This window comes from Enterococcus sp. DIV0167, from assembly GCF_050541555.1.
Taxonomy (GTDB): Bacteria; Bacillota; Bacilli; order Lactobacillales; family Enterococcaceae; genus Enterococcus; species Enterococcus faecalis.
Map to the genome: position 1 here is coordinate 161628 of NZ_CP172933.1, position 15967 is coordinate 177594.

Genomic DNA, 15967 nt, shown 5'->3' on the forward strand with positions numbered 1-15967 from the left:
AAACAAGAAAAAATTCTTTCAAAAAAACGCAGAAAATCCTTGCTAACACTATCCTTTCATAGTATAATCAAAAAGGTGCTGTTTACAGGAGTGTAAAAAGCATTGGTAGATCAACGATTTGATTTGCCGGCTGTGAAGCGAGAGGTTGCGACACGCTCGGACGCTTTGCCATGAACGAGCATGCCGGATAAATTTTCGTGGAGCTATGTCTACTTTTAAAATAGGCGAAGGAGGGAACAAGATGGCAAAACAAAAAATTCGTATCCGTTTAAAAGCGTATGAACACCGTATTTTAGATCAATCAGCGGATAAAATTGTGGAAACAGCAAAAAGAACTGGAGCTGACGTATCAGGTCCGATTCCATTACCAACAGAACGCTCACTTTACACAGTTATTCGTGCGACTCATAAATACAAAGATTCTCGCGAACAATTCGAAATGCGTACTCACAAACGTCTAATTGACATTGTGAACCCAACACCAAAAACAGTTGACGCTCTAATGAAGCTTGACTTACCGTCTGGTGTTAATATTGAAATCAAACTATAAAATTAAGATGGAGGTGTACTCATGACCAAAGGAATCTTAGGGAAAAAAGTGGGAATGACACAAATCTTTACTGAGTCTGGTGAATTAATTCCAGTAACAGTAGTTGAAGCTACGCCAAACGTAGTTTTACAAGTAAAAACTGTTGAAACTGACGGATACGAAGCTATCCAAGTTGGTTACCAAGACAAACGTGAAGTTTTATCAAACAAACCTGCGAAAGGTCATGTTGCAAAAGCAAACACGGCTCCTAAGCGCTTCATTAAAGAATTCAAGAATGTTGAGCTAGGAGAATATGAAGTAGGTAAAGAAATCAAAGTAGATGTTTTCCAAGCAGGAGACGTTGTTGATGTTACAGGTACTACGAAAGGTAAAGGATTCCAAGGGGCAATCAAACGTCACGGCCAAAGCCGCGGACCTATGTCTCATGGTTCTCGTTATCACCGTCGTCCTGGGTCAATGGGTCCAGTAGCGCCTAACCGTGTATTTAAAAATAAACGACTAGCCGGCCGTATGGGTGGCGACCGCGTAACAATTCAAAACCTTGAAGTTGTTAAAGTGGACGTAGAAAGAAATGTTATCTTAATCAAAGGAAACATTCCTGGAGCGAAAAAATCTTTAATCACAATTAAATCAGCTGTGAAAGCTAAATAAGTGTAGGGAAAGGAGGAACTAAGGAATGCCGAATGTAGCATTATTCAAACAAGATGGAACTCAAAACGGTGAAATCACTTTAAATGAAGAAATCTTCGGAATCGAACCTAATGAAAGTGTTGTCTATGATGCAATCATCATGCAACGTGCTTCATTAAGACAAGGAACACACGCAGTTAAAAACCGTAGCGCTGTTCGTGGCGGTGGCCGCAAACCATGGCGTCAAAAAGGAACTGGTCGTGCTCGTCAAGGTTCAATCCGTTCACCACAATGGCGTGGAGGTGGCGTAGTCTTTGGACCAACACCGCGTTCATACAGCTACAAACTTCCTAAAAAAGTTCGTCGCTTAGCAATGAAATCTGTATTATCAGACAAAGTTGCTGAAAATAACTTGGTAGCAGTAGAAGGTTTAAGCTTCGATGCACCAAAAACAAAAGAATTCAAACAAGTTCTTGCTAACTTGTCTATCGATACTAAAGTATTAGTTGTTTTAGAAAATGGTAACGACTTTGCAGCTTTATCAGCTCGTAACTTACCAAACGTTTCTGTAGTAACTTCTGATAACGTTAGTGTGTTAGATGTTGTGTCAGCTAACAAAGTCTTGGCAACACAAACAGCTCTTACTCAAATTGAGGAGGTGCTTGCATAATGGAATTACTAGACGTAATCAAACGCCCAGTGATCACTGAAAAATCCATGTTAGCTATGGACGAAAAGAAATATACTTTCGAAGTGGACACTCGCGCAAACAAAACTTTAGTAAAACAAGCTGTTGAATCAGCATTCGATGTTAAAGTAGCAAACGTAAACATCTTAAACGTGCGTCCAAAATTCAAACGCATGGGTAAATATGCAGGTTATACAAAAAAACGTCGCAAAGCGATCGTTACATTAACTGAAGATTCAAAAGAAATTCAATTATTCGAAGCTGCTGAATAAGCAGTCCTGAACAATATCAACGTAGGAGGGAAATAAGACGTGGCGATTAAAAAGTACAAACCTACCACAAATGGCCGTCGTAACATGACAAGTTCTGATTTCGCTGAAATCACAACTTCAACACCAGAAAAATCATTGTTACAGCCATTAAAAAACAATGCCGGTCGTAACAACAACGGTCGCATTACGGTTCGTCACCAAGGTGGCGGTCACAAACGTCAATACCGTGTGATTGACTTCAAACGTAATAAAGATAACGTCGCAGCGGTTGTTAAAACGATCGAGTACGATCCAAACCGTTCTGCTAACATCGCGTTAGTCCATTACGAAGACGGGGTTAAGGCATACATCTTAGCACCAAAAGGATTAGAAGTAGGCATGCGCCTAGTATCTGGTCCAGAAGCAGATATTAAAGTAGGTAACGCATTACCATTGGAAAACATTCCAGTTGGTACAGTTATCCACAACATTGAAATGAAACCTGGTAAAGGTGGACAATTAATCCGTTCAGCTGGAACAAGCGCGCAAGTACTTGGTAAAGAAGGCAAATACGTATTAATCCGCTTAAACTCTGGCGAAGTTCGTATGATCTTAGCAACTTGCCGTGCAACAATCGGTTCAGTTGGTAACGAACAACACGAATTAATCAACATTGGTAAAGCTGGCCGCTCTCGTTGGATGCGTAAACGCCCAACTGTTCGTGGTAGCGTAATGAACCCTAACGATCACCCACACGGTGGTGGTGAAGGTAAAACACCAATTGGACGTAAAGCGCCAGTATCTCCATGGGGTCAACCAGCAATTGGATACAAAACACGTAATAAAAAAGCTAAATCAGACAAACTTATCGTTCGTCGTCGTACTAAATAATTTTTTTGACCATGTGTCGTACATTTTGAGAGGAGGTTCACCATGGGTCGTAGTTTAAAAAAAGGACCTTTCGTCGATGATCATTTGATGAAAAAGGTCGAAGCACAACAAGGTGCCGAAAAGAAAAAAGTAATTAAAACTTGGTCTCGCCGCTCTACAATTTTTCCATCATTCGTAGGTTTCACAATCGCTGTATATGATGGACGGAAACATGTCCCTGTTTACATTCAAGAAGACATGGTAGGACATAAATTAGGTGAATTTGCACCAACTAGAACTTATCGTGGCCACGTTGCTGACGATAAAAAAACTAAACGCTAATTTTGAGGGGAGGATATGCAAATGTCAGAACAAATTACATCAGCTAAAGCAACTGCAAAAACAGTTCGCACTTCACCTCGTAAAGCACGTTTAGTAATCGATCTTATCAGAGGGAAAAGCGTTGCGGATGCAATTTCAATCTTGAAATTCACACCGAACAAGTCTGCTGGAATCATTGAAAAAGTTTTAATGTCAGCAGTTGCTAACGCAGAAAACAACTTTGACTTAGACGTTGAAAGCTTAGTCGTATCTGAAGCATTTGTTAACGAAGGACCAACAATGAAACGTTTCCGTCCTCGTGCAAAAGGTTCAGCTTCACCAATCAACAAACGTACTAGTCACATCACAGTAGTTGTAACAGAGAAATAAGTCTCATGAAATAGGCTGTTTTCTTTATGAAAACAGAGCTTAAACATTTAAGAGGAGGGACAATCAGTGGGTCAAAAAGTACATCCAATTGGAATGCGTGTAGGCATCATCCGCGACTGGGATGCGAAATGGTATGCTGAAAAAGAGTATGCTGAATTCTTACACGAAGATTTAAGAATCCGTAAATTTATCGCAACAAAACTTGCTGATGCTGCTGTATCTACAATTGAAATCGAACGCGCTGCAAACCGTGTTAACATTTCAATTCACACAGCTAAACCAGGTATGGTTATCGGTAAAGGCGGATCTGAAGTCGAAAACCTAAGAAAAGAATTAAACAAATTAACTGGCAAACGAGTTCACATCAACATCGTTGAAATCAAAAAACCAGATTTAGATGCAAAATTAGTAGGCGAAGGAATTGCACGTCAATTAGAAAACCGTGTTGCTTTTCGTCGTGCTCAAAAACAAGCCATCCAACGCGCAATGCGTGCTGGCGCTAAAGGAATCAAAACTCAAGTATCAGGTCGTCTAAACGGTGCGGATATCGCTCGTTCAGAAGGATACTCTGAAGGAACTGTACCACTTCATACATTACGTGCGGACATTGATTACGCATGGGAAGAAGCGGACACTACTTACGGAAAACTAGGAGTTAAAGTGTGGATCTATCGTGGAGAAATTCTTCCAACGAAAAAAAACACTGAGAAAGGAGGGAAATAATCATGTTAGTACCTAAACGTGTAAAACACCGTCGTGAATTCCGCGGAAAAATGCGCGGTGAAGCTAAAGGCGGAAAAGAAGTAGCATTTGGTGAATGGGGTTTACAAGCAACTGAATCTCACTGGATTACTAACCGTCAAATCGAAGCAGCCCGTATTGCAATGACTCGTTACATGAAACGTGGCGGGAAAGTATGGATTAAAATTTTCCCTCACAAGTCTTACACAAGTAAAGCTATCGGCGTACGTATGGGTAAAGGTAAAGGGGCACCAGAAGGCTGGGTATCACCAGTTAAACGTGGTAAAATCATGTTTGAAATCGCAGGCGTTCCTGAAGAAGTAGCTCGTGAAGCTCTTCGTCTTGCATCTCACAAATTGCCGGTAAAAACTAAGATCGTAAAACGTGAGGAAATGGGTGGTGAATCGAATGAAGGTTAAAGAAATCAGAGAATTAACCACTGCCGAAATGCTAGATAAAGAAAAACAATTAAAAGAAGAATTGTTCAACTTAAGATTCCAATTAGCAACAGGTCAATTAGAAAACACTGCACGTATTAAAGAAGTACGTCAATCGATTGCACGCATCAAAACAGTATTGCGTGAACAAGCTAACTAATAGTGGAAGGAGGCCAAACGCGTATGACTGAAGAAAGAAATCAACGTAAAGTTTACCAAGGTCGCGTGGTATCAGACAAAATGGATAAAACAATCACAGTTGTCGTTGAAACAAAGAAAAACCACCCTATCTATGGCAAACGTATGAAATATTCTAAAAAATATAAAGCGCATGATGAAAACAACACAGCGAAAGTTGGAGACATCGTAAAAATCATGGAAACTCGTCCATTATCAGCTACAAAACGTTTCCGTTTACTAGAGGTAGTCGAAGAAGCAGTTATTATCTAATAAAACGAGAATTTCCTAATAGATTGAAGCACAAAATCTGAAAGGGGGATACACATCGTGATCCAACAAGAAAGTCGTTTAAGAGTCGCTGACAATTCTGGCGCACGTGAAATTTTAACGATCAAAGTCCTAGGCGGATCTGGTCGTAAAACTGCTAACATCGGTGACGTTATTGTTGCTACTGTCAAACAAGCAACGCCAGGTGGGGTTGTTAAAAAAGGTGAAGTAGTTAAAGCCGTTATCGTTCGTACAAAATCTGGCGCTCGTCGTGCTGACGGTTCTTACATCAAATTTGATGAAAATGCTGCGGTAATTATCCGTGACGATAAAAGCCCACGCGGAACACGTATCTTCGGACCAGTTGCACGTGAATTACGTGAAAACAACTTCATGAAGATCGTTTCTCTAGCACCAGAAGTATTATAATCTCGAGCCCACGTTAAAGGAGGTGCGAAACAGTAATGTTTGTTAAAAAAGGCGATAAAGTAAAAGTTATCACTGGTAAAGATAAAAACAAAGAAGGCGTTGTCTTAGCAGCGTTTCCTAAACAAGATAAAGTTATCGTTGAAGGTGTCAACGTCGTTAAAAAACACCAAAAACCAAACCAAGCAGCCCCACAAGGTGGAATCCTTGAAGTGGAAGCGCCAATTCATGTTTCTAATGTAATGGTGATTGATCCTTCAAACGGAGAAGCTACTAAAGTTGCGTTTAAAGAAGTCGACGGCAAAAAAGTCCGCGTTTCTAAAAAAACAGGTGAAGTTTTAGATAAATAAAAATTGCGGAAGGAGGGCTTACTGAATGAACCGCCTGAAAGAAAAATATATTAAAGAAGTAACACCATCATTGGTGGAAAAATTTAATTACAGCTCAGTTATGCAAACACCTAAAGTTGATAAAATCGTTATCAACATGGGTGTGGGTGATGCAGTATCAAATGCTAAAAACTTAGACAAAGCTGTTGAAGAATTAGCATTAATCACTGGTCAAAAACCACTTATCACAAAAGCTAAAAAATCTATCGCTGGATTCCGTTTACGTGAAGGAATGCCAATCGGTGCGAAAGTAACGCTACGCGGCGAAAGAATGTACGAATTTTTAGATAAATTAGTAACAGTTTCTTTACCTCGTGTACGTGACTTCCACGGTGTCAGCAAAAAAGCTTTCGATGGTCGTGGTAACTATACTTTAGGTATTAAAGAACAATTAATCTTCCCAGAAGTTGATTATGATTTAGTAGATAAAGTACGCGGTATGGACATCGTAATTGTTACAACAGCGAACACTGACGAAGAGTCTCGCGAATTGTTGGCACAATTAGGTATGCCATTCCAAAAATAATATAAGGAGGCGAACTACGTGGCTAAAAAATCAATGATTGCTAAAAACAAACGTCCTGCTAAACATTCAACACAAGCTTATACTCGTTGTGAACGTTGTGGACGTCCACATTCAGTTTATCGTAAATTTCATCTTTGCCGTATTTGCTTCCGCGAACTTGCCTATAAAGGTCAAATTCCCGGCGTGAAGAAAGCTAGCTGGTAAACAAGTAAACTCGCATAAAGGAGGTAAATAGTTCAATGGTCATGACAGATCCAATTGCAGATTTTCTAACTCGCATTCGTAATGCGAACATGGTTAAACATGAAACTTTAGAAGTACCTGCTTCAAAAATCAAACGTGATATCGCAGAAATCCTGAAACGTGAAGGATTTATCCGCGACGTAGAATACATCGAAGATGACAAACAAGGCGTAATCCGTGTTTTCCTAAAATATGGTAAAAACGAAGAACGTGTTATCACAAACTTAAAACGTATTTCTAAACCAGGTTTACGTGCATACGTAAAAGCTGACGAAGTACCAAAAGTATTAAACGGTCTAGGAATTGCAATCATCTCTACATCAGAGGGTGTAATTACTGACAAAGAAGCTAGAGCGAAAAATATCGGCGGCGAAGTAATCGCCTACGTATGGTAATTCTAAAAAATACACAAGGAGGTGTCTCTAAGTGAGCCGTATTGGTAATAAAGTTGTTGTTCTTCCTGCTGGTGTTGAAATCAAGCAAGACGGAAACAACATTACAGTTAAAGGACCTAAAGGTGAATTAACACGCGAATTTTCTTCTGATATCAAAATGAACATCGAAGGAAACGAAGTGACATTCACTCGTCCAAACGATTCAAAAGAAATGAAAACAATCCACGGAACAACTCGTGCAAACTTCAACAACATGGTTGTTGGTGTTTCTGAAGGTTTCCAAAAAGCACTTGAACTTATCGGGGTCGGATACCGTGCCCAAGTACAAGGCAACAAATTAACTTTAAACGTTGGTTATTCTCATCCTGTCGAAATGACAGCACCAGAAGGCGTAACATTTGAAGTACCTGCGAACACACAAGTTATCGTTAAAGGCATCAACAAAGAAGTTGTTGGTGAATTAGCTGCTAACATCCGTGGCGTTCGTCCTCCAGAACCTTATAAAGGCAAAGGGATTCGCTATGTTGGTGAATTTGTACGCCGTAAAGAAGGTAAAACTGGTAAATAATAACAGCTGTGTAGAAAACAGAAGTCAACAACAAGCAACTGTCATTTTATGGGATTTTTCCAATAAAATGCTTTTGTCTTGTCTGCCAGCTTCTCTTTTCCGTAATCTGCTGACTGCTTGAAATATTAGTAGTAAACATTAAATCAAAGAGGTGAAAATTGTGATTACAAAACCAGATAAAAACAAAACACGTCAAAAGAGACATCGTCGTGTACGTAACAAAATCTCTGGTACTGCTGAGTGCCCACGCTTGAACATTTTCCGTTCTAACAAAAACATCTACGCGCAAGTCATTGATGACGTAGCGGGTGTGACGCTAGCAAGTGCCTCTGCCTTGGATAAAGAAATTTCAGGTGGAACAAAAACAGAAACAGCTGCAGCTGTTGGTAAACTAGTTGCTGAACGTGCCGCTGAAAAAGGCATCAAAAAAGTAGTCTTCGACCGTGGTGGATACCTTTACCATGGCCGCGTGCAAGCTTTAGCTGAAGCTGCTCGTGAAAATGGACTAGAATTTTAGGAGAAGGAGGAACACCATTCATGGTTTATATTGATCCAAAACATTTGGAATTAGAAGACCGCGTTGTAGCGATCAACCGTGTAACAAAAGTTGTTAAAGGTGGACGTCGTTTACGTTTCGCAGCTTTAGTTGTTGTCGGTGACAAAAACGGACACGTTGGTTTCGGTACTGGTAAAGCACAAGAAGTACCTGAAGCTATCCGTAAAGCAATCGAAGACGCGAAGAAAAACTTAGTTGAAGTGCCTATGGTTGGTTCTACTATCCCGCACGAAGTAATTGGCGTATTCGGTGGCGGCCGTATCCTTATGAAACCTGCAGTAGAAGGTTCTGGGGTAGCTGCTGGTGGACCAGTTCGTGCCGTATTGGAATTAGCTGGTGTAGCAGATATTACATCTAAATCACTAGGTTCAAACACACCTATTAACGTTGTTCGCGCAACTGTTGAAGGTCTAAAACAATTAAAACGTGCCGAAGAAGTGGCAGCACTTCGCGGTAAATCTGTAGAAGAAATTATCGGTTAAGGAGGACAAAAATAATGGCTGAATTAAAAATTACTTTAAAACGCAGTGTTATCGGACGTCCTCAAAACCAACGTGCTACAGTTAAAGCGTTAGGTTTAGGTAAAGTGAATAGTACTGTTACAAAACCTGCCAATGAAGCAATCAAAGGTATGGTTAACACTATTTCACATTTAGTGGACGTAGAAGAAGTTTAAGATTTATAGATTTGTAATAGAAGATTGCTTAAGGAGGTGCCAAACCTATGAAACTTCATGAATTAAAACCTGCTGAGGGCTCACGCCAAGTACGTAACCGTGTTGGACGTGGTACTTCATCTGGTAATGGTAAAACAGCTGGCCGTGGACAAAAAGGGCAAAAAGCCCGTTCAGGCGGTGGTGTTCGTTTAGGATTTGAAGGGGGTCAAACTCCATTATTCCGTCGTTTACCAAAACGTGGGTTTACAAACATCAATCGTAAAGATTACGCTGTTGTGAACTTAGATACTTTAAACCGTTTTGAAGATGGAACAGAAGTAACTCCTGTTGTCCTAAAAGAAGCAGGAATCGTTAAAAACGAAAAAGCGGGAATCAAAGTTCTTGCAGATGGTGAGTTAACGAAAAAATTAACTGTGAAAGCAGCTAAATTCTCGAAATCAGCACAAGAAGCTATCGAAGCTGCTGGTGGTTCAATCGAGGTGATCTAATTGTTCAAGCTATTAAAGAACGCCTTTAAAGTCAAAGACATTAGATCAAAAATCTTATTTACAGTTTTAATCTTGTTTGTATTTCGCCTAGGTGCGCACATTACTGTGCCCGGGGTGAATGCAAAGGGATTGTCTGATTTAAGTAGCTTACCCTTTTTGAATATGTTGAATATGGTGAGTGGTAGTGCCATGCAAAACTTCTCTATCTTCTCGATGGGGGTTTCGCCATACATTACAGCCTCTATTATTATTCAACTATTGCAAATGGATATTGTACCTAGATTTGTAGAATGGTCAAAACAAGGGGAAGTTGGTCGTAAGAAATTAAATCAAGCAACAAGATATCTAACGATTGTCTTGGGTGTGGCTCAGTCAATGGGGATCACTGCTGGTTTTAATAGCTTAAGTCAAACTGGGATTGTCAACAATCCAACCTTAGGTACCTTTGTGATGATTGCAGTTATTTTAACTGCTGGGACGATGTTTGTGACTTGGATGGGTGAACAAATTACAGAAAAAGGAATCGGAAATGGTGTTTCAATGATTATCTTTGCCGGGATTATTTCTCGTTTGCCAGGAGCAGTCAAAGAAATCTATGAAGATTACTTCGTCAATATCGAGTCTTCTCGTATTTGGCAATCTGTTATTTTCATTGCAATCTTAGTTATTGCTATTTTGGTGATTGTTACAGTCGTAACGTTCTTCCAACAAGCAGAACGTAAGATTCCAATCCAATATACAAAACGTGTTTCTGGTGCACCAACAAGTAGTTATTTACCGTTAAAAGTAAATGCTGCTGGGGTTATTCCAGTTATCTTTGCCAGCTCGTTAATTGCAACACCAAATGCCATTTTACAAGCTTTCTCATCAAAATTCGCTGGTGAAAATTGGTATGACATTATGACAAAAATCTTCAGTTATAACACAGTTCCAGGGGCAATCATCTATACTGTCCTAATCGTTGCGTTTACGTTCTTCTATGCATTTGTTCAAGTAAACCCTGAGAAATTAGCGGAAAACTTACAAAAACAAGGAAGCTACATTCCAAGCGTGCGGCCAGGTAAAGGTACAGAAGAATATGTATCTGGCGTGTTAATGAGATTAAGTGTTGTCGGCTCAATTTTCCTAGGACTTGTTGCTTTACTTCCAATCATTGCGCAAATGGTTTGGAACTTACCTCAATCAATCGGTTTAGGTGGAACAAGTTTACTAATCGTTATCGGGGTTGCATTAGAAACAACGAAACAATTAGAAGGATTAATGATGAAACGTCAATATGTCGGCTTTATCAATAAGTAAGAATCGAGTGTTGAGGTTTTACCTCAGCACCATTCTCACATATGGCTAGCTTCATAAGCCGGTCTTTAAAATTAGGAGGAGAATATATGAACCTCATTTTAATGGGATTACCTGGAGCAGGTAAAGGCACCCAAGCAGAAAAAATCATTGATACGTATGGCATTCCACATATTTCTACTGGAGATATGTTCCGTGCAGCAATGAAAAATGAAACTGCCTTGGGCCTAGAAGCGAAATCTTATATCGATAAAGGTGAACTGGTTCCTGACGAAGTAACAAACGGAATTGTTAAAGAACGCCTTGCTGAACCAGACACAGACAAAGGATTCCTATTAGATGGTTTCCCACGTACACTGGATCAAGCAAAAGCATTAGATACAATGCTTAAAGAATTAAACAAAAAAATTGATGCTGTCATTGACATCCATGTAGAAGAAGATGTATTAATCGAGCGTTTAGCTGGACGATTCATCTGTCGCACATGTGGCGCAACGTATCATAAATTATTCAACCCGCCAAAAGTTGAAGGCACTTGTGATCGCTGCGGCGGACATGAATTCTACCAAAGAGAAGATGATAAGCCCGAAACGGTTAAAAATCGTTTGGCAGTCAACATTGAAAGTAGCGCACCAATCTTAGCTTTCTATAAAGAACAAGGCTTGATGCATACAATCGATGGCAATCGCGAAATCGATACTGTTTTTTCTGATGTGAAAAAAATCATTGACGAAAACTAATTTCCAATTGCCCGCAGTTTAACCCTGTTGTTGTATTCAGTTTCTCTTGCCAAAACATAACTAAATATGGTAGAATATATCAGTCCGACTTCTACAGTTTTGTGACATCAAAATGAATAACGAAGTTAGTTGAGAATTTCTAGGTGGGAGCTGGAGTTTCCGCCGTTTTATCGTGTGAAAACGCGAAACAAGTACAAGGAGGTACTGTGCGTGGCAAAAGAAGATATGATTGAAGTCGAAGGTACAGTCGTCGAAACTTTGCCGAATGCAATGTTTAAAGTCGAACTAGAAAATGGACACCAAGTTCTTGCTACTGTTTCAGGTAAAATCCGTATGCACTACATCCGTATCTTACCTGGTGACAAAGTAACAGTTGAATTATCACCGTATGATTTAACGCGTGGCCGTATTACTTATCGCTTTAAATAATTGTACTCCGTAAAACCACAGGAGGTATTATCATGAAAGTAAGACCATCAGTAAAACCAATGTGTGAACATTGTAAAGTAATTCGCCGTAAAGGACGTGTTATGGTTATTTGCCCAGCAAATCCAAAACATAAACAACGTCAAGGATAATTAGGAGGTGTAACGAATAATGGCTCGTATTGCAGGAGTAGACATCCCTCGTGACAAACGTGTAGTAGTTTCTCTTACTTACATTTATGGTATTGGTAACACTACAGCTAAAAAAGTTTTAGCAAACGTTGGCGTATCTGAAGATGTTCGTGTACGTGATTTAACAAACGAACAAACAGATGCGATTCGTGCGGAAATTGATAAGTTAAAAGTTGAAGGGGATCTTCGTCGTGAAGTGAACTTAAACATCAAACGCTTGATGGAAATCGGTTCATACCGTGGAATCCGTCACCGTCGTGGATTACCAACTCGTGGACAAAACACGAAAAATAATGCACGTACTCGTAAAGGCCCTACTAAAACAGTAGCAGGCAAGAAAAAATAATTCCTAAGTGAAGGAGGTTAGAACTTCATGGCAGCAAAAAAAGTTAGTCGTAAACGCCGTGTCAAAAAGAATATAGAATCAGGTGTAGCACATATCCATTCTACATTCAACAATACAATCGTAATGATTACTGATACACATGGTAATGCATTAGCATGGTCATCAGCAGGATCATTAGGCTTTAAAGGAAGCAAAAAATCAACTCCTTTTGCCGCTCAAATGGCTGCAGAAGCCGCAACTAAAGTGGCAATGGAACATGGACTTAAAACTGTAGACGTAACAGTTAAAGGACCTGGTTCTGGACGTGAAGCAGCAATTCGTTCATTACAAGCAACAGGTTTAGAAGTGACTGCAATTCGTGACGTGACTCCAGTTCCTCATAATGGATGCCGCCCTCCAAAACGCCGTCGTGTTTAATGAGCGCCACTCATTCTGAGTTTGAATTAGGAACGTCATTGAACAAGACACTTTTCGTTTTGAAAGGGGTATAGATAAGAATGATTGAATTTGAAAAACCAAGAATCGAAAAAATTGATGAAAATAGAGATTATGGTAAGTTCGTCGTTGAACCATTAGAACGCGGTTACGGAACTACTTTAGGTAACTCTCTACGTCGTATTTTATTGTCTTCTTTACCAGGAGCTGCAATTACGAATATTCAAATCGATGGTGTTTTACACGAATTCTCAACCATTCCAGGTGTACGAGAAGACGTAACACAAATTATTTTGAATATTAAAGGCTTAGCATTGAAATTATATGCTGAAGAAGAGAAAACCCTTGAGATCGATATTACAGGACCCGCTACCGTGACTGCCGGCGATATTATCGTGGACAGTGATGTTGAGATCCTAAATAAAGATTTAGTTATCTGTAGTGTTGCTGAAGGAGCTACTTTCCATGCTCGCTTAACAGTGAAACCTGGTCGTGGCTATGTTCAAGCAGACGAAAACAAAAAAGAAGATATGCCAATCGGTGTACTTCCAGTTGATTCCATCTACACACCCGTTCGTCGTGTTAACTACCAAGTAGAAAATACACGTGTTGGTCGTCGTGATGATTTTGACAAATTAACAATGGAAATATGGACAGATGGTTCAATCATTCCTCAAGAAGCACTAAGTTTAGCTGCGAAAATCATGACTGAGCATTTAGATATCTTTGTAAACCTTACTGACGAAGCGAAAAACGCTGAAATCATGGTGGAAAAAGAAGAAACTCAAAAAGAGAAAATGCTAGAAATGACGATTGAAGAACTTGATTTATCAGTTCGTTCATATAACTGTTTAAAACGTGCAGGCATTAATACTGTACAAGAACTTACAAACAAATCTGAACCAGAAATGATCAAAGTACGTAATTTAGGTCGTAAATCTCTTGAAGAAGTAAAACTTAAATTGCATGATCTAGGATTAGGATTACGTAAGGACGATTAAGACTTTTACGAAGTTTCCAGTCCTGCTTAACAGCAGTGGCTCGTGAGAACAGAAACGAAGGAGGGAACCCAACGTGAGTTACCGTAAATTAGGACGCACATCAAGCCAACGTAAAGCTATGCTACGTGATATTACAACTGATTTAATCATCAACGAACGCATCGTAACTACTGAAGCTCGTGCGAAAGAAGTACGTTCAACTGTAGAAAAAATGATTACTTTAGGTAAACGTGGAGATCTTCATGCACGTCGTCAAGCAGCTACTTTCGTTCGTAATGAAGTTGCTAGTGTTCGTGAAGAAGATGAGTCTATCGTTGTTGAATCAGCTTTACAAAAGCTATTTAACGATTTAGGACCTCGTTTCGCGGAACGCCAAGGTGGTTACACTCGTATCTTGAAGACAGAACCAAGACGCGGCGATGCAGCACCAATGGTAGTTATCGAATTTGTTAAATAATTAATAAACCGATCACTTTATAGATGTTTCTTTTAGAGTGTTATGATGTTGGAGGCGACTCCGAGTCTAGCTCTGCTTTCCCTGCTAAAGATGGCTTTAGCAGGGGAGCACTCATCATATAAAGGTGATTTTTTTTTGCTTTGGGAAAACGCTGTTTTCTCAAAGCTTTTTTGTTTCTTAAAAGCATTGCAGAAGCTTTTCCGGTTTGTTATACTGGTTATTAATTGGAATTTTCAGATAATTAAACATCTGAGTTAGTAGAAGGGGGAATTATATGTCGCAAATGTTTGCTTTTTCGTTGCTGATGGTTATTTTATACATTGGTGATGTAGTTTCTATCAAAACAAAAGCTTGGATTCCATCCGTTTTTGTTTGTGGTGTTTTATTTATTCTTGGTTATTGGACTATTTTTCCACAAAATATTGTGGAAGTGGCAGGGATTCCTACAGTGGTTGCCACTTTATTAATGTATCTGTTGATTACTAATATGGGCACTCTGCTCTCTATTAAAGAATTGGTTAATCAATGGAAAACGATTGTGATTGCTTTGTCAGGTATTCTGGGCATTATTGCCTTGTTATTAGCTGTAGGGACTTTTGTTTTTGACTTAAAAACAGTTTTAGTTGCAATCCCGCCGTTAGTAGGAGGTTTAGTTTCTTCATTAGTAATGTCAGAAGCGGCTCAATCAGCTGGTTTAGCCTCACTTTCGGTTTTGGCAATTTTAATTTATGTCATTCAAGGGTTTGCTGGTTATCCCTTAACTTCAATTGTTCTAAAAAAAGAAGGAAAGCGGAAGCTTCAAGAATATCGAGCAGGGACATGGCAGCCGGTTCATGAACAAGAGGGGCAAGAAACAGGAGCAGAACCAGATGTGCCTAAACTATTTGAAAAAGTACCCAAACGATATCATACAGATTATTCACGAATTTTACGTTTAGCCTTAGTTGCCACACTCGCTTATTATGTTTCTGTGTGGACGGCACCGTTTGTGACGATTAGTCCTTTTGTGCTGTGTTTATGTTTTGGCGTGATTGCAACGTCTTTAGGCTTTTTAGAAAAGCAACCATTACAGAAAGCAAATAGCTTTGGTTTTGCGATTTTAGGGTTAATGCTTTTTGTCTTTGATGGCTTAAAACAAGCCACACCTGAAATGTTGATGGATTTATTTTTACCAATGATTGGGATTATTGTGATTGGTGTTATCGGGATGTACATCTTTTCAGCAATTGTTGGTCGTGTATTAGGTGTGAGTAAAGAGATGGCATTCGCTGTTTCGTTGACAGCTTTATATGGCTTTCCAGCCGATTATATTATTACGAATGAAGTGATTCAATCATTGACAGAAGATGAACAAGAACAGGCAGCTTTAACGAGCCATTTAATGCCACCGATGTTAGTGGCAGGTTTCGTAACAGTCACTATTGTTTCGGTTATTTTAGCGGGTATTTTTTCAAGTATTTTATTAAGTTTGTAGAAACGGGGC

Annotated in this window: 31 protein-coding genes; all 31 read left to right on the plus strand. The window is 39.5% G+C overall.

Features of this window, described 5'->3' with window-relative positions:
- Positions 1 to 241: 241 nt before the first annotated feature.
- The 31 genes from rpsJ to IGM09_RS00860 all read left to right on the plus strand — a co-directional run bounded on the left by rpsJ (position 242) and on the right by IGM09_RS00860 (position 15958).
- Complete coding sequence (gene rpsJ, locus IGM09_RS00710) at positions 242 to 550, plus strand: 30S ribosomal protein S10 (RefSeq protein WP_002389727.1); 309 nt, start codon at positions 242 to 244, stop codon at positions 548 to 550.
- A 21-nt stretch (positions 551 to 571) separates the two neighbouring features.
- The gene (rplC, locus tag IGM09_RS00715) at positions 572 to 1201 is read left to right on the plus strand and encodes a 50S ribosomal protein L3 (protein WP_002356199.1); all 630 of its coding nucleotides are present in this window, start codon (positions 572 to 574) and stop codon (positions 1199 to 1201) included.
- Between the two features lie 25 nt (positions 1202 to 1226).
- Positions 1227 to 1850, plus strand: a complete 624-nt coding sequence (gene rplD / locus IGM09_RS00720; RefSeq protein ID WP_002356200.1) for a 50S ribosomal protein L4 — start codon at positions 1227 to 1229, stop codon at positions 1848 to 1850.
- Positions 1850 to 2140: a 50S ribosomal protein L23 gene (locus tag IGM09_RS00725; RefSeq protein ID WP_002356203.1), complete on the plus strand. Its 291-nt coding sequence runs from the start codon at positions 1850 to 1852 to the stop codon at positions 2138 to 2140. Before rplD ends, IGM09_RS00725 begins: the two co-directional genes overlap by 1 nt.
- Positions 2141 to 2179: 39 nt before the next feature.
- Positions 2180 to 3010: a 50S ribosomal protein L2 gene (rplB, locus tag IGM09_RS00730; protein WP_002356204.1), complete on the plus strand. Its 831-nt coding sequence runs from the start codon at positions 2180 to 2182 to the stop codon at positions 3008 to 3010.
- 42 nt (positions 3011 to 3052) lie between these two features.
- Positions 3053 to 3331, plus strand: coding sequence for a 30S ribosomal protein S19 (rpsS, locus tag IGM09_RS00735; RefSeq protein WP_002356205.1), 279 nt, complete (start codon positions 3053 to 3055; stop codon positions 3329 to 3331).
- 21 nt (positions 3332 to 3352) lie between these two features.
- Complete coding sequence (gene rplV / locus IGM09_RS00740; RefSeq protein ID WP_002356206.1) at positions 3353 to 3700, plus strand: 50S ribosomal protein L22; 348 nt, start codon at positions 3353 to 3355, stop codon at positions 3698 to 3700.
- A gap of 66 nt (positions 3701 to 3766) precedes the next feature.
- Positions 3767 to 4423: a 30S ribosomal protein S3 gene (rpsC, locus tag IGM09_RS00745; RefSeq protein WP_002356207.1), complete on the plus strand. Its 657-nt coding sequence runs from the start codon at positions 3767 to 3769 to the stop codon at positions 4421 to 4423.
- Between the two features lie 2 nt (positions 4424 to 4425).
- Positions 4426 to 4860: a 50S ribosomal protein L16 gene (rplP, locus tag IGM09_RS00750; protein ID WP_002356208.1), complete on the plus strand. Its 435-nt coding sequence runs from the start codon at positions 4426 to 4428 to the stop codon at positions 4858 to 4860.
- Positions 4850 to 5038: a 50S ribosomal protein L29 gene (gene rpmC / locus IGM09_RS00755; RefSeq protein ID WP_002383858.1), complete on the plus strand. Its 189-nt coding sequence runs from the start codon at positions 4850 to 4852 to the stop codon at positions 5036 to 5038. The genes rplP and rpmC overlap by 11 nt, the downstream gene beginning before the upstream one ends.
- A 23-nt stretch (positions 5039 to 5061) precedes the next feature.
- The gene (gene rpsQ, locus IGM09_RS00760) at positions 5062 to 5328 is read left to right on the plus strand and encodes a 30S ribosomal protein S17 (RefSeq protein ID WP_002359348.1); all 267 of its coding nucleotides are present in this window, start codon (positions 5062 to 5064) and stop codon (positions 5326 to 5328) included.
- 57 nt (positions 5329 to 5385) lie between these two features.
- Positions 5386 to 5754, plus strand: coding sequence for a 50S ribosomal protein L14 (gene rplN / locus IGM09_RS00765; protein ID WP_002356211.1), 369 nt, complete (start codon positions 5386 to 5388; stop codon positions 5752 to 5754).
- 35 nt (positions 5755 to 5789) lie between these two features.
- Positions 5790 to 6101 carry a 50S ribosomal protein L24 gene (gene rplX, locus IGM09_RS00770; protein WP_002356212.1) on the plus strand — a complete coding sequence of 104 codons (312 nt, stop codon included), beginning with the start codon at positions 5790 to 5792 and terminating at the stop codon, positions 6099 to 6101.
- Between the two features lie 25 nt (positions 6102 to 6126).
- The gene (gene rplE / locus IGM09_RS00775; protein ID WP_002356213.1) at positions 6127 to 6666 is read left to right on the plus strand and encodes a 50S ribosomal protein L5; all 540 of its coding nucleotides are present in this window, start codon (positions 6127 to 6129) and stop codon (positions 6664 to 6666) included.
- Between the two features lie 18 nt (positions 6667 to 6684).
- Positions 6685 to 6870 (plus strand): type Z 30S ribosomal protein S14, encoded by a 186-nt coding sequence (locus tag IGM09_RS00780; protein ID WP_002356214.1) that lies wholly within the window; start codon positions 6685 to 6687, stop codon positions 6868 to 6870.
- A gap of 35 nt (positions 6871 to 6905) precedes the next feature.
- A complete protein-coding gene (gene rpsH / locus IGM09_RS00785; RefSeq protein ID WP_002356215.1) occupies positions 6906 to 7304 on the plus strand; it encodes a 30S ribosomal protein S8 in 399 nt (132 codons plus the stop codon).
- Positions 7305 to 7335: 31 nt separating this feature from the next.
- Positions 7336 to 7872 (plus strand): 50S ribosomal protein L6, encoded by a 537-nt coding sequence (gene rplF / locus IGM09_RS00790; RefSeq protein WP_002356217.1) that lies wholly within the window; start codon positions 7336 to 7338, stop codon positions 7870 to 7872.
- A 160-nt stretch (positions 7873 to 8032) separates the two neighbouring features.
- The gene (rplR, locus tag IGM09_RS00795) at positions 8033 to 8389 is read left to right on the plus strand and encodes a 50S ribosomal protein L18 (protein WP_002356218.1); all 357 of its coding nucleotides are present in this window, start codon (positions 8033 to 8035) and stop codon (positions 8387 to 8389) included.
- A 20-nt stretch (positions 8390 to 8409) separates the two neighbouring features.
- Entirely contained in the window at positions 8410 to 8910 is a 501-nt protein-coding gene (rpsE, locus tag IGM09_RS00800) for a 30S ribosomal protein S5 (RefSeq protein ID WP_002356219.1), read from the plus strand.
- 14 nt (positions 8911 to 8924) lie between these two features.
- Positions 8925 to 9104, plus strand: coding sequence for a 50S ribosomal protein L30 (gene rpmD, locus IGM09_RS00805; protein ID WP_002356220.1), 180 nt, complete (start codon positions 8925 to 8927; stop codon positions 9102 to 9104).
- 47 nt (positions 9105 to 9151) lie between these two features.
- Positions 9152 to 9592 carry a 50S ribosomal protein L15 gene (gene rplO / locus IGM09_RS00810; protein ID WP_002356221.1) on the plus strand — a complete coding sequence of 147 codons (441 nt, stop codon included), beginning with the start codon at positions 9152 to 9154 and terminating at the stop codon, positions 9590 to 9592.
- Entirely contained in the window at positions 9593 to 10891 is a 1299-nt protein-coding gene (secY, locus tag IGM09_RS00815; RefSeq protein WP_002359350.1) for a preprotein translocase subunit SecY, read from the plus strand.
- A gap of 86 nt (positions 10892 to 10977) precedes the next feature.
- On the plus strand, positions 10978 to 11628 hold the full coding sequence (locus IGM09_RS00820) for an adenylate kinase (RefSeq protein ID WP_002356223.1): 651 nt from the start codon (positions 10978 to 10980) through the stop codon (positions 11626 to 11628).
- Between the two features lie 210 nt (positions 11629 to 11838).
- Positions 11839 to 12057 carry a translation initiation factor IF-1 gene (gene infA / locus IGM09_RS00825; protein WP_002356224.1) on the plus strand — a complete coding sequence of 73 codons (219 nt, stop codon included), beginning with the start codon at positions 11839 to 11841 and terminating at the stop codon, positions 12055 to 12057.
- A gap of 32 nt (positions 12058 to 12089) precedes the next feature.
- Entirely contained in the window at positions 12090 to 12206 is a 117-nt protein-coding gene (gene rpmJ, locus IGM09_RS00830; RefSeq protein WP_002288710.1) for a 50S ribosomal protein L36, read from the plus strand.
- Between the two features lie 19 nt (positions 12207 to 12225).
- Positions 12226 to 12591 carry a 30S ribosomal protein S13 gene (gene rpsM, locus IGM09_RS00835; RefSeq protein ID WP_002356225.1) on the plus strand — a complete coding sequence of 122 codons (366 nt, stop codon included), beginning with the start codon at positions 12226 to 12228 and terminating at the stop codon, positions 12589 to 12591.
- Between the two features lie 27 nt (positions 12592 to 12618).
- Positions 12619 to 13008: a 30S ribosomal protein S11 gene (gene rpsK, locus IGM09_RS00840; RefSeq protein ID WP_002356226.1), complete on the plus strand. Its 390-nt coding sequence runs from the start codon at positions 12619 to 12621 to the stop codon at positions 13006 to 13008.
- Positions 13009 to 13088: 80 nt separating this feature from the next.
- A complete protein-coding gene (locus tag IGM09_RS00845; protein WP_002356227.1) occupies positions 13089 to 14027 on the plus strand; it encodes a DNA-directed RNA polymerase subunit alpha in 939 nt (312 codons plus the stop codon).
- Positions 14028 to 14100: 73 nt separating this feature from the next.
- On the plus strand, positions 14101 to 14484 hold the full coding sequence (gene rplQ / locus IGM09_RS00850) for a 50S ribosomal protein L17 (protein WP_002356228.1): 384 nt from the start codon (positions 14101 to 14103) through the stop codon (positions 14482 to 14484).
- Positions 14485 to 14529: 45 nt separating this feature from the next.
- Positions 14530 to 14742 carry a hypothetical protein gene (locus IGM09_RS00855; protein ID WP_002411018.1) on the plus strand — a complete coding sequence of 71 codons (213 nt, stop codon included), beginning with the start codon at positions 14530 to 14532 and terminating at the stop codon, positions 14740 to 14742.
- A 16-nt stretch (positions 14743 to 14758) separates the two neighbouring features.
- Positions 14759 to 15958 (plus strand): membrane protein, encoded by a 1200-nt coding sequence (locus IGM09_RS00860; protein WP_002363456.1) that lies wholly within the window; start codon positions 14759 to 14761, stop codon positions 15956 to 15958.
- Positions 15959 to 15967: the final 9 nt, after the last annotated feature.

Coding starts and splice junctions, on each gene's coding strand:
- IGM09_RS00845 (WP_002356227.1), top strand. CDS start 13,089: ATGATTGAATTTGAAAAACCAAGAATCGAAAAAATTGATGAAAATAGA.
- rpsS (WP_002356205.1), top strand. CDS start 3,053: ATGGGTCGTAGTTTAAAAAAAGGACCTTTCGTCGATGATCATTTGATG.
- rpsH (WP_002356215.1), top strand. CDS start 6,906: ATGGTCATGACAGATCCAATTGCAGATTTTCTAACTCGCATTCGTAAT.
- IGM09_RS00725 (WP_002356203.1), top strand. CDS start 1,850: ATGGAATTACTAGACGTAATCAAACGCCCAGTGATCACTGAAAAATCC.
- rplP (WP_002356208.1), top strand. CDS start 4,426: ATGTTAGTACCTAAACGTGTAAAACACCGTCGTGAATTCCGCGGAAAA.
- rpsM (WP_002356225.1), top strand. CDS start 12,226: ATGGCTCGTATTGCAGGAGTAGACATCCCTCGTGACAAACGTGTAGTA.
- rplV (WP_002356206.1), top strand. CDS start 3,353: ATGTCAGAACAAATTACATCAGCTAAAGCAACTGCAAAAACAGTTCGC.
- rplC (WP_002356199.1), top strand. CDS start 572: ATGACCAAAGGAATCTTAGGGAAAAAAGTGGGAATGACACAAATCTTT.
- rplD (WP_002356200.1), top strand. CDS start 1,227: ATGCCGAATGTAGCATTATTCAAACAAGATGGAACTCAAAACGGTGAA.
- rpsQ (WP_002359348.1), top strand. CDS start 5,062: ATGACTGAAGAAAGAAATCAACGTAAAGTTTACCAAGGTCGCGTGGTA.
- rplO (WP_002356221.1), top strand. CDS start 9,152: ATGAAACTTCATGAATTAAAACCTGCTGAGGGCTCACGCCAAGTACGT.
- rpsJ (WP_002389727.1), top strand. CDS start 242: ATGGCAAAACAAAAAATTCGTATCCGTTTAAAAGCGTATGAACACCGT.
- rpmJ (WP_002288710.1), top strand. CDS start 12,090: ATGAAAGTAAGACCATCAGTAAAACCAATGTGTGAACATTGTAAAGTA.
- rpsK (WP_002356226.1), top strand. CDS start 12,619: ATGGCAGCAAAAAAAGTTAGTCGTAAACGCCGTGTCAAAAAGAATATA.
- rpmC (WP_002383858.1), top strand. CDS start 4,850: ATGAAGGTTAAAGAAATCAGAGAATTAACCACTGCCGAAATGCTAGAT.
- IGM09_RS00855 (WP_002411018.1), top strand. CDS start 14,530: ATGTTGGAGGCGACTCCGAGTCTAGCTCTGCTTTCCCTGCTAAAGATG.
- rplE (WP_002356213.1), top strand. CDS start 6,127: ATGAACCGCCTGAAAGAAAAATATATTAAAGAAGTAACACCATCATTG.
- rpsE (WP_002356219.1), top strand. CDS start 8,410: ATGGTTTATATTGATCCAAAACATTTGGAATTAGAAGACCGCGTTGTA.
- IGM09_RS00820 (WP_002356223.1), top strand. CDS start 10,978: ATGAACCTCATTTTAATGGGATTACCTGGAGCAGGTAAAGGCACCCAA.
- rplX (WP_002356212.1), top strand. CDS start 5,790: ATGTTTGTTAAAAAAGGCGATAAAGTAAAAGTTATCACTGGTAAAGAT.
- rpmD (WP_002356220.1), top strand. CDS start 8,925: ATGGCTGAATTAAAAATTACTTTAAAACGCAGTGTTATCGGACGTCCT.
- IGM09_RS00860 (WP_002363456.1), top strand. CDS start 14,759: ATGTCGCAAATGTTTGCTTTTTCGTTGCTGATGGTTATTTTATACATT.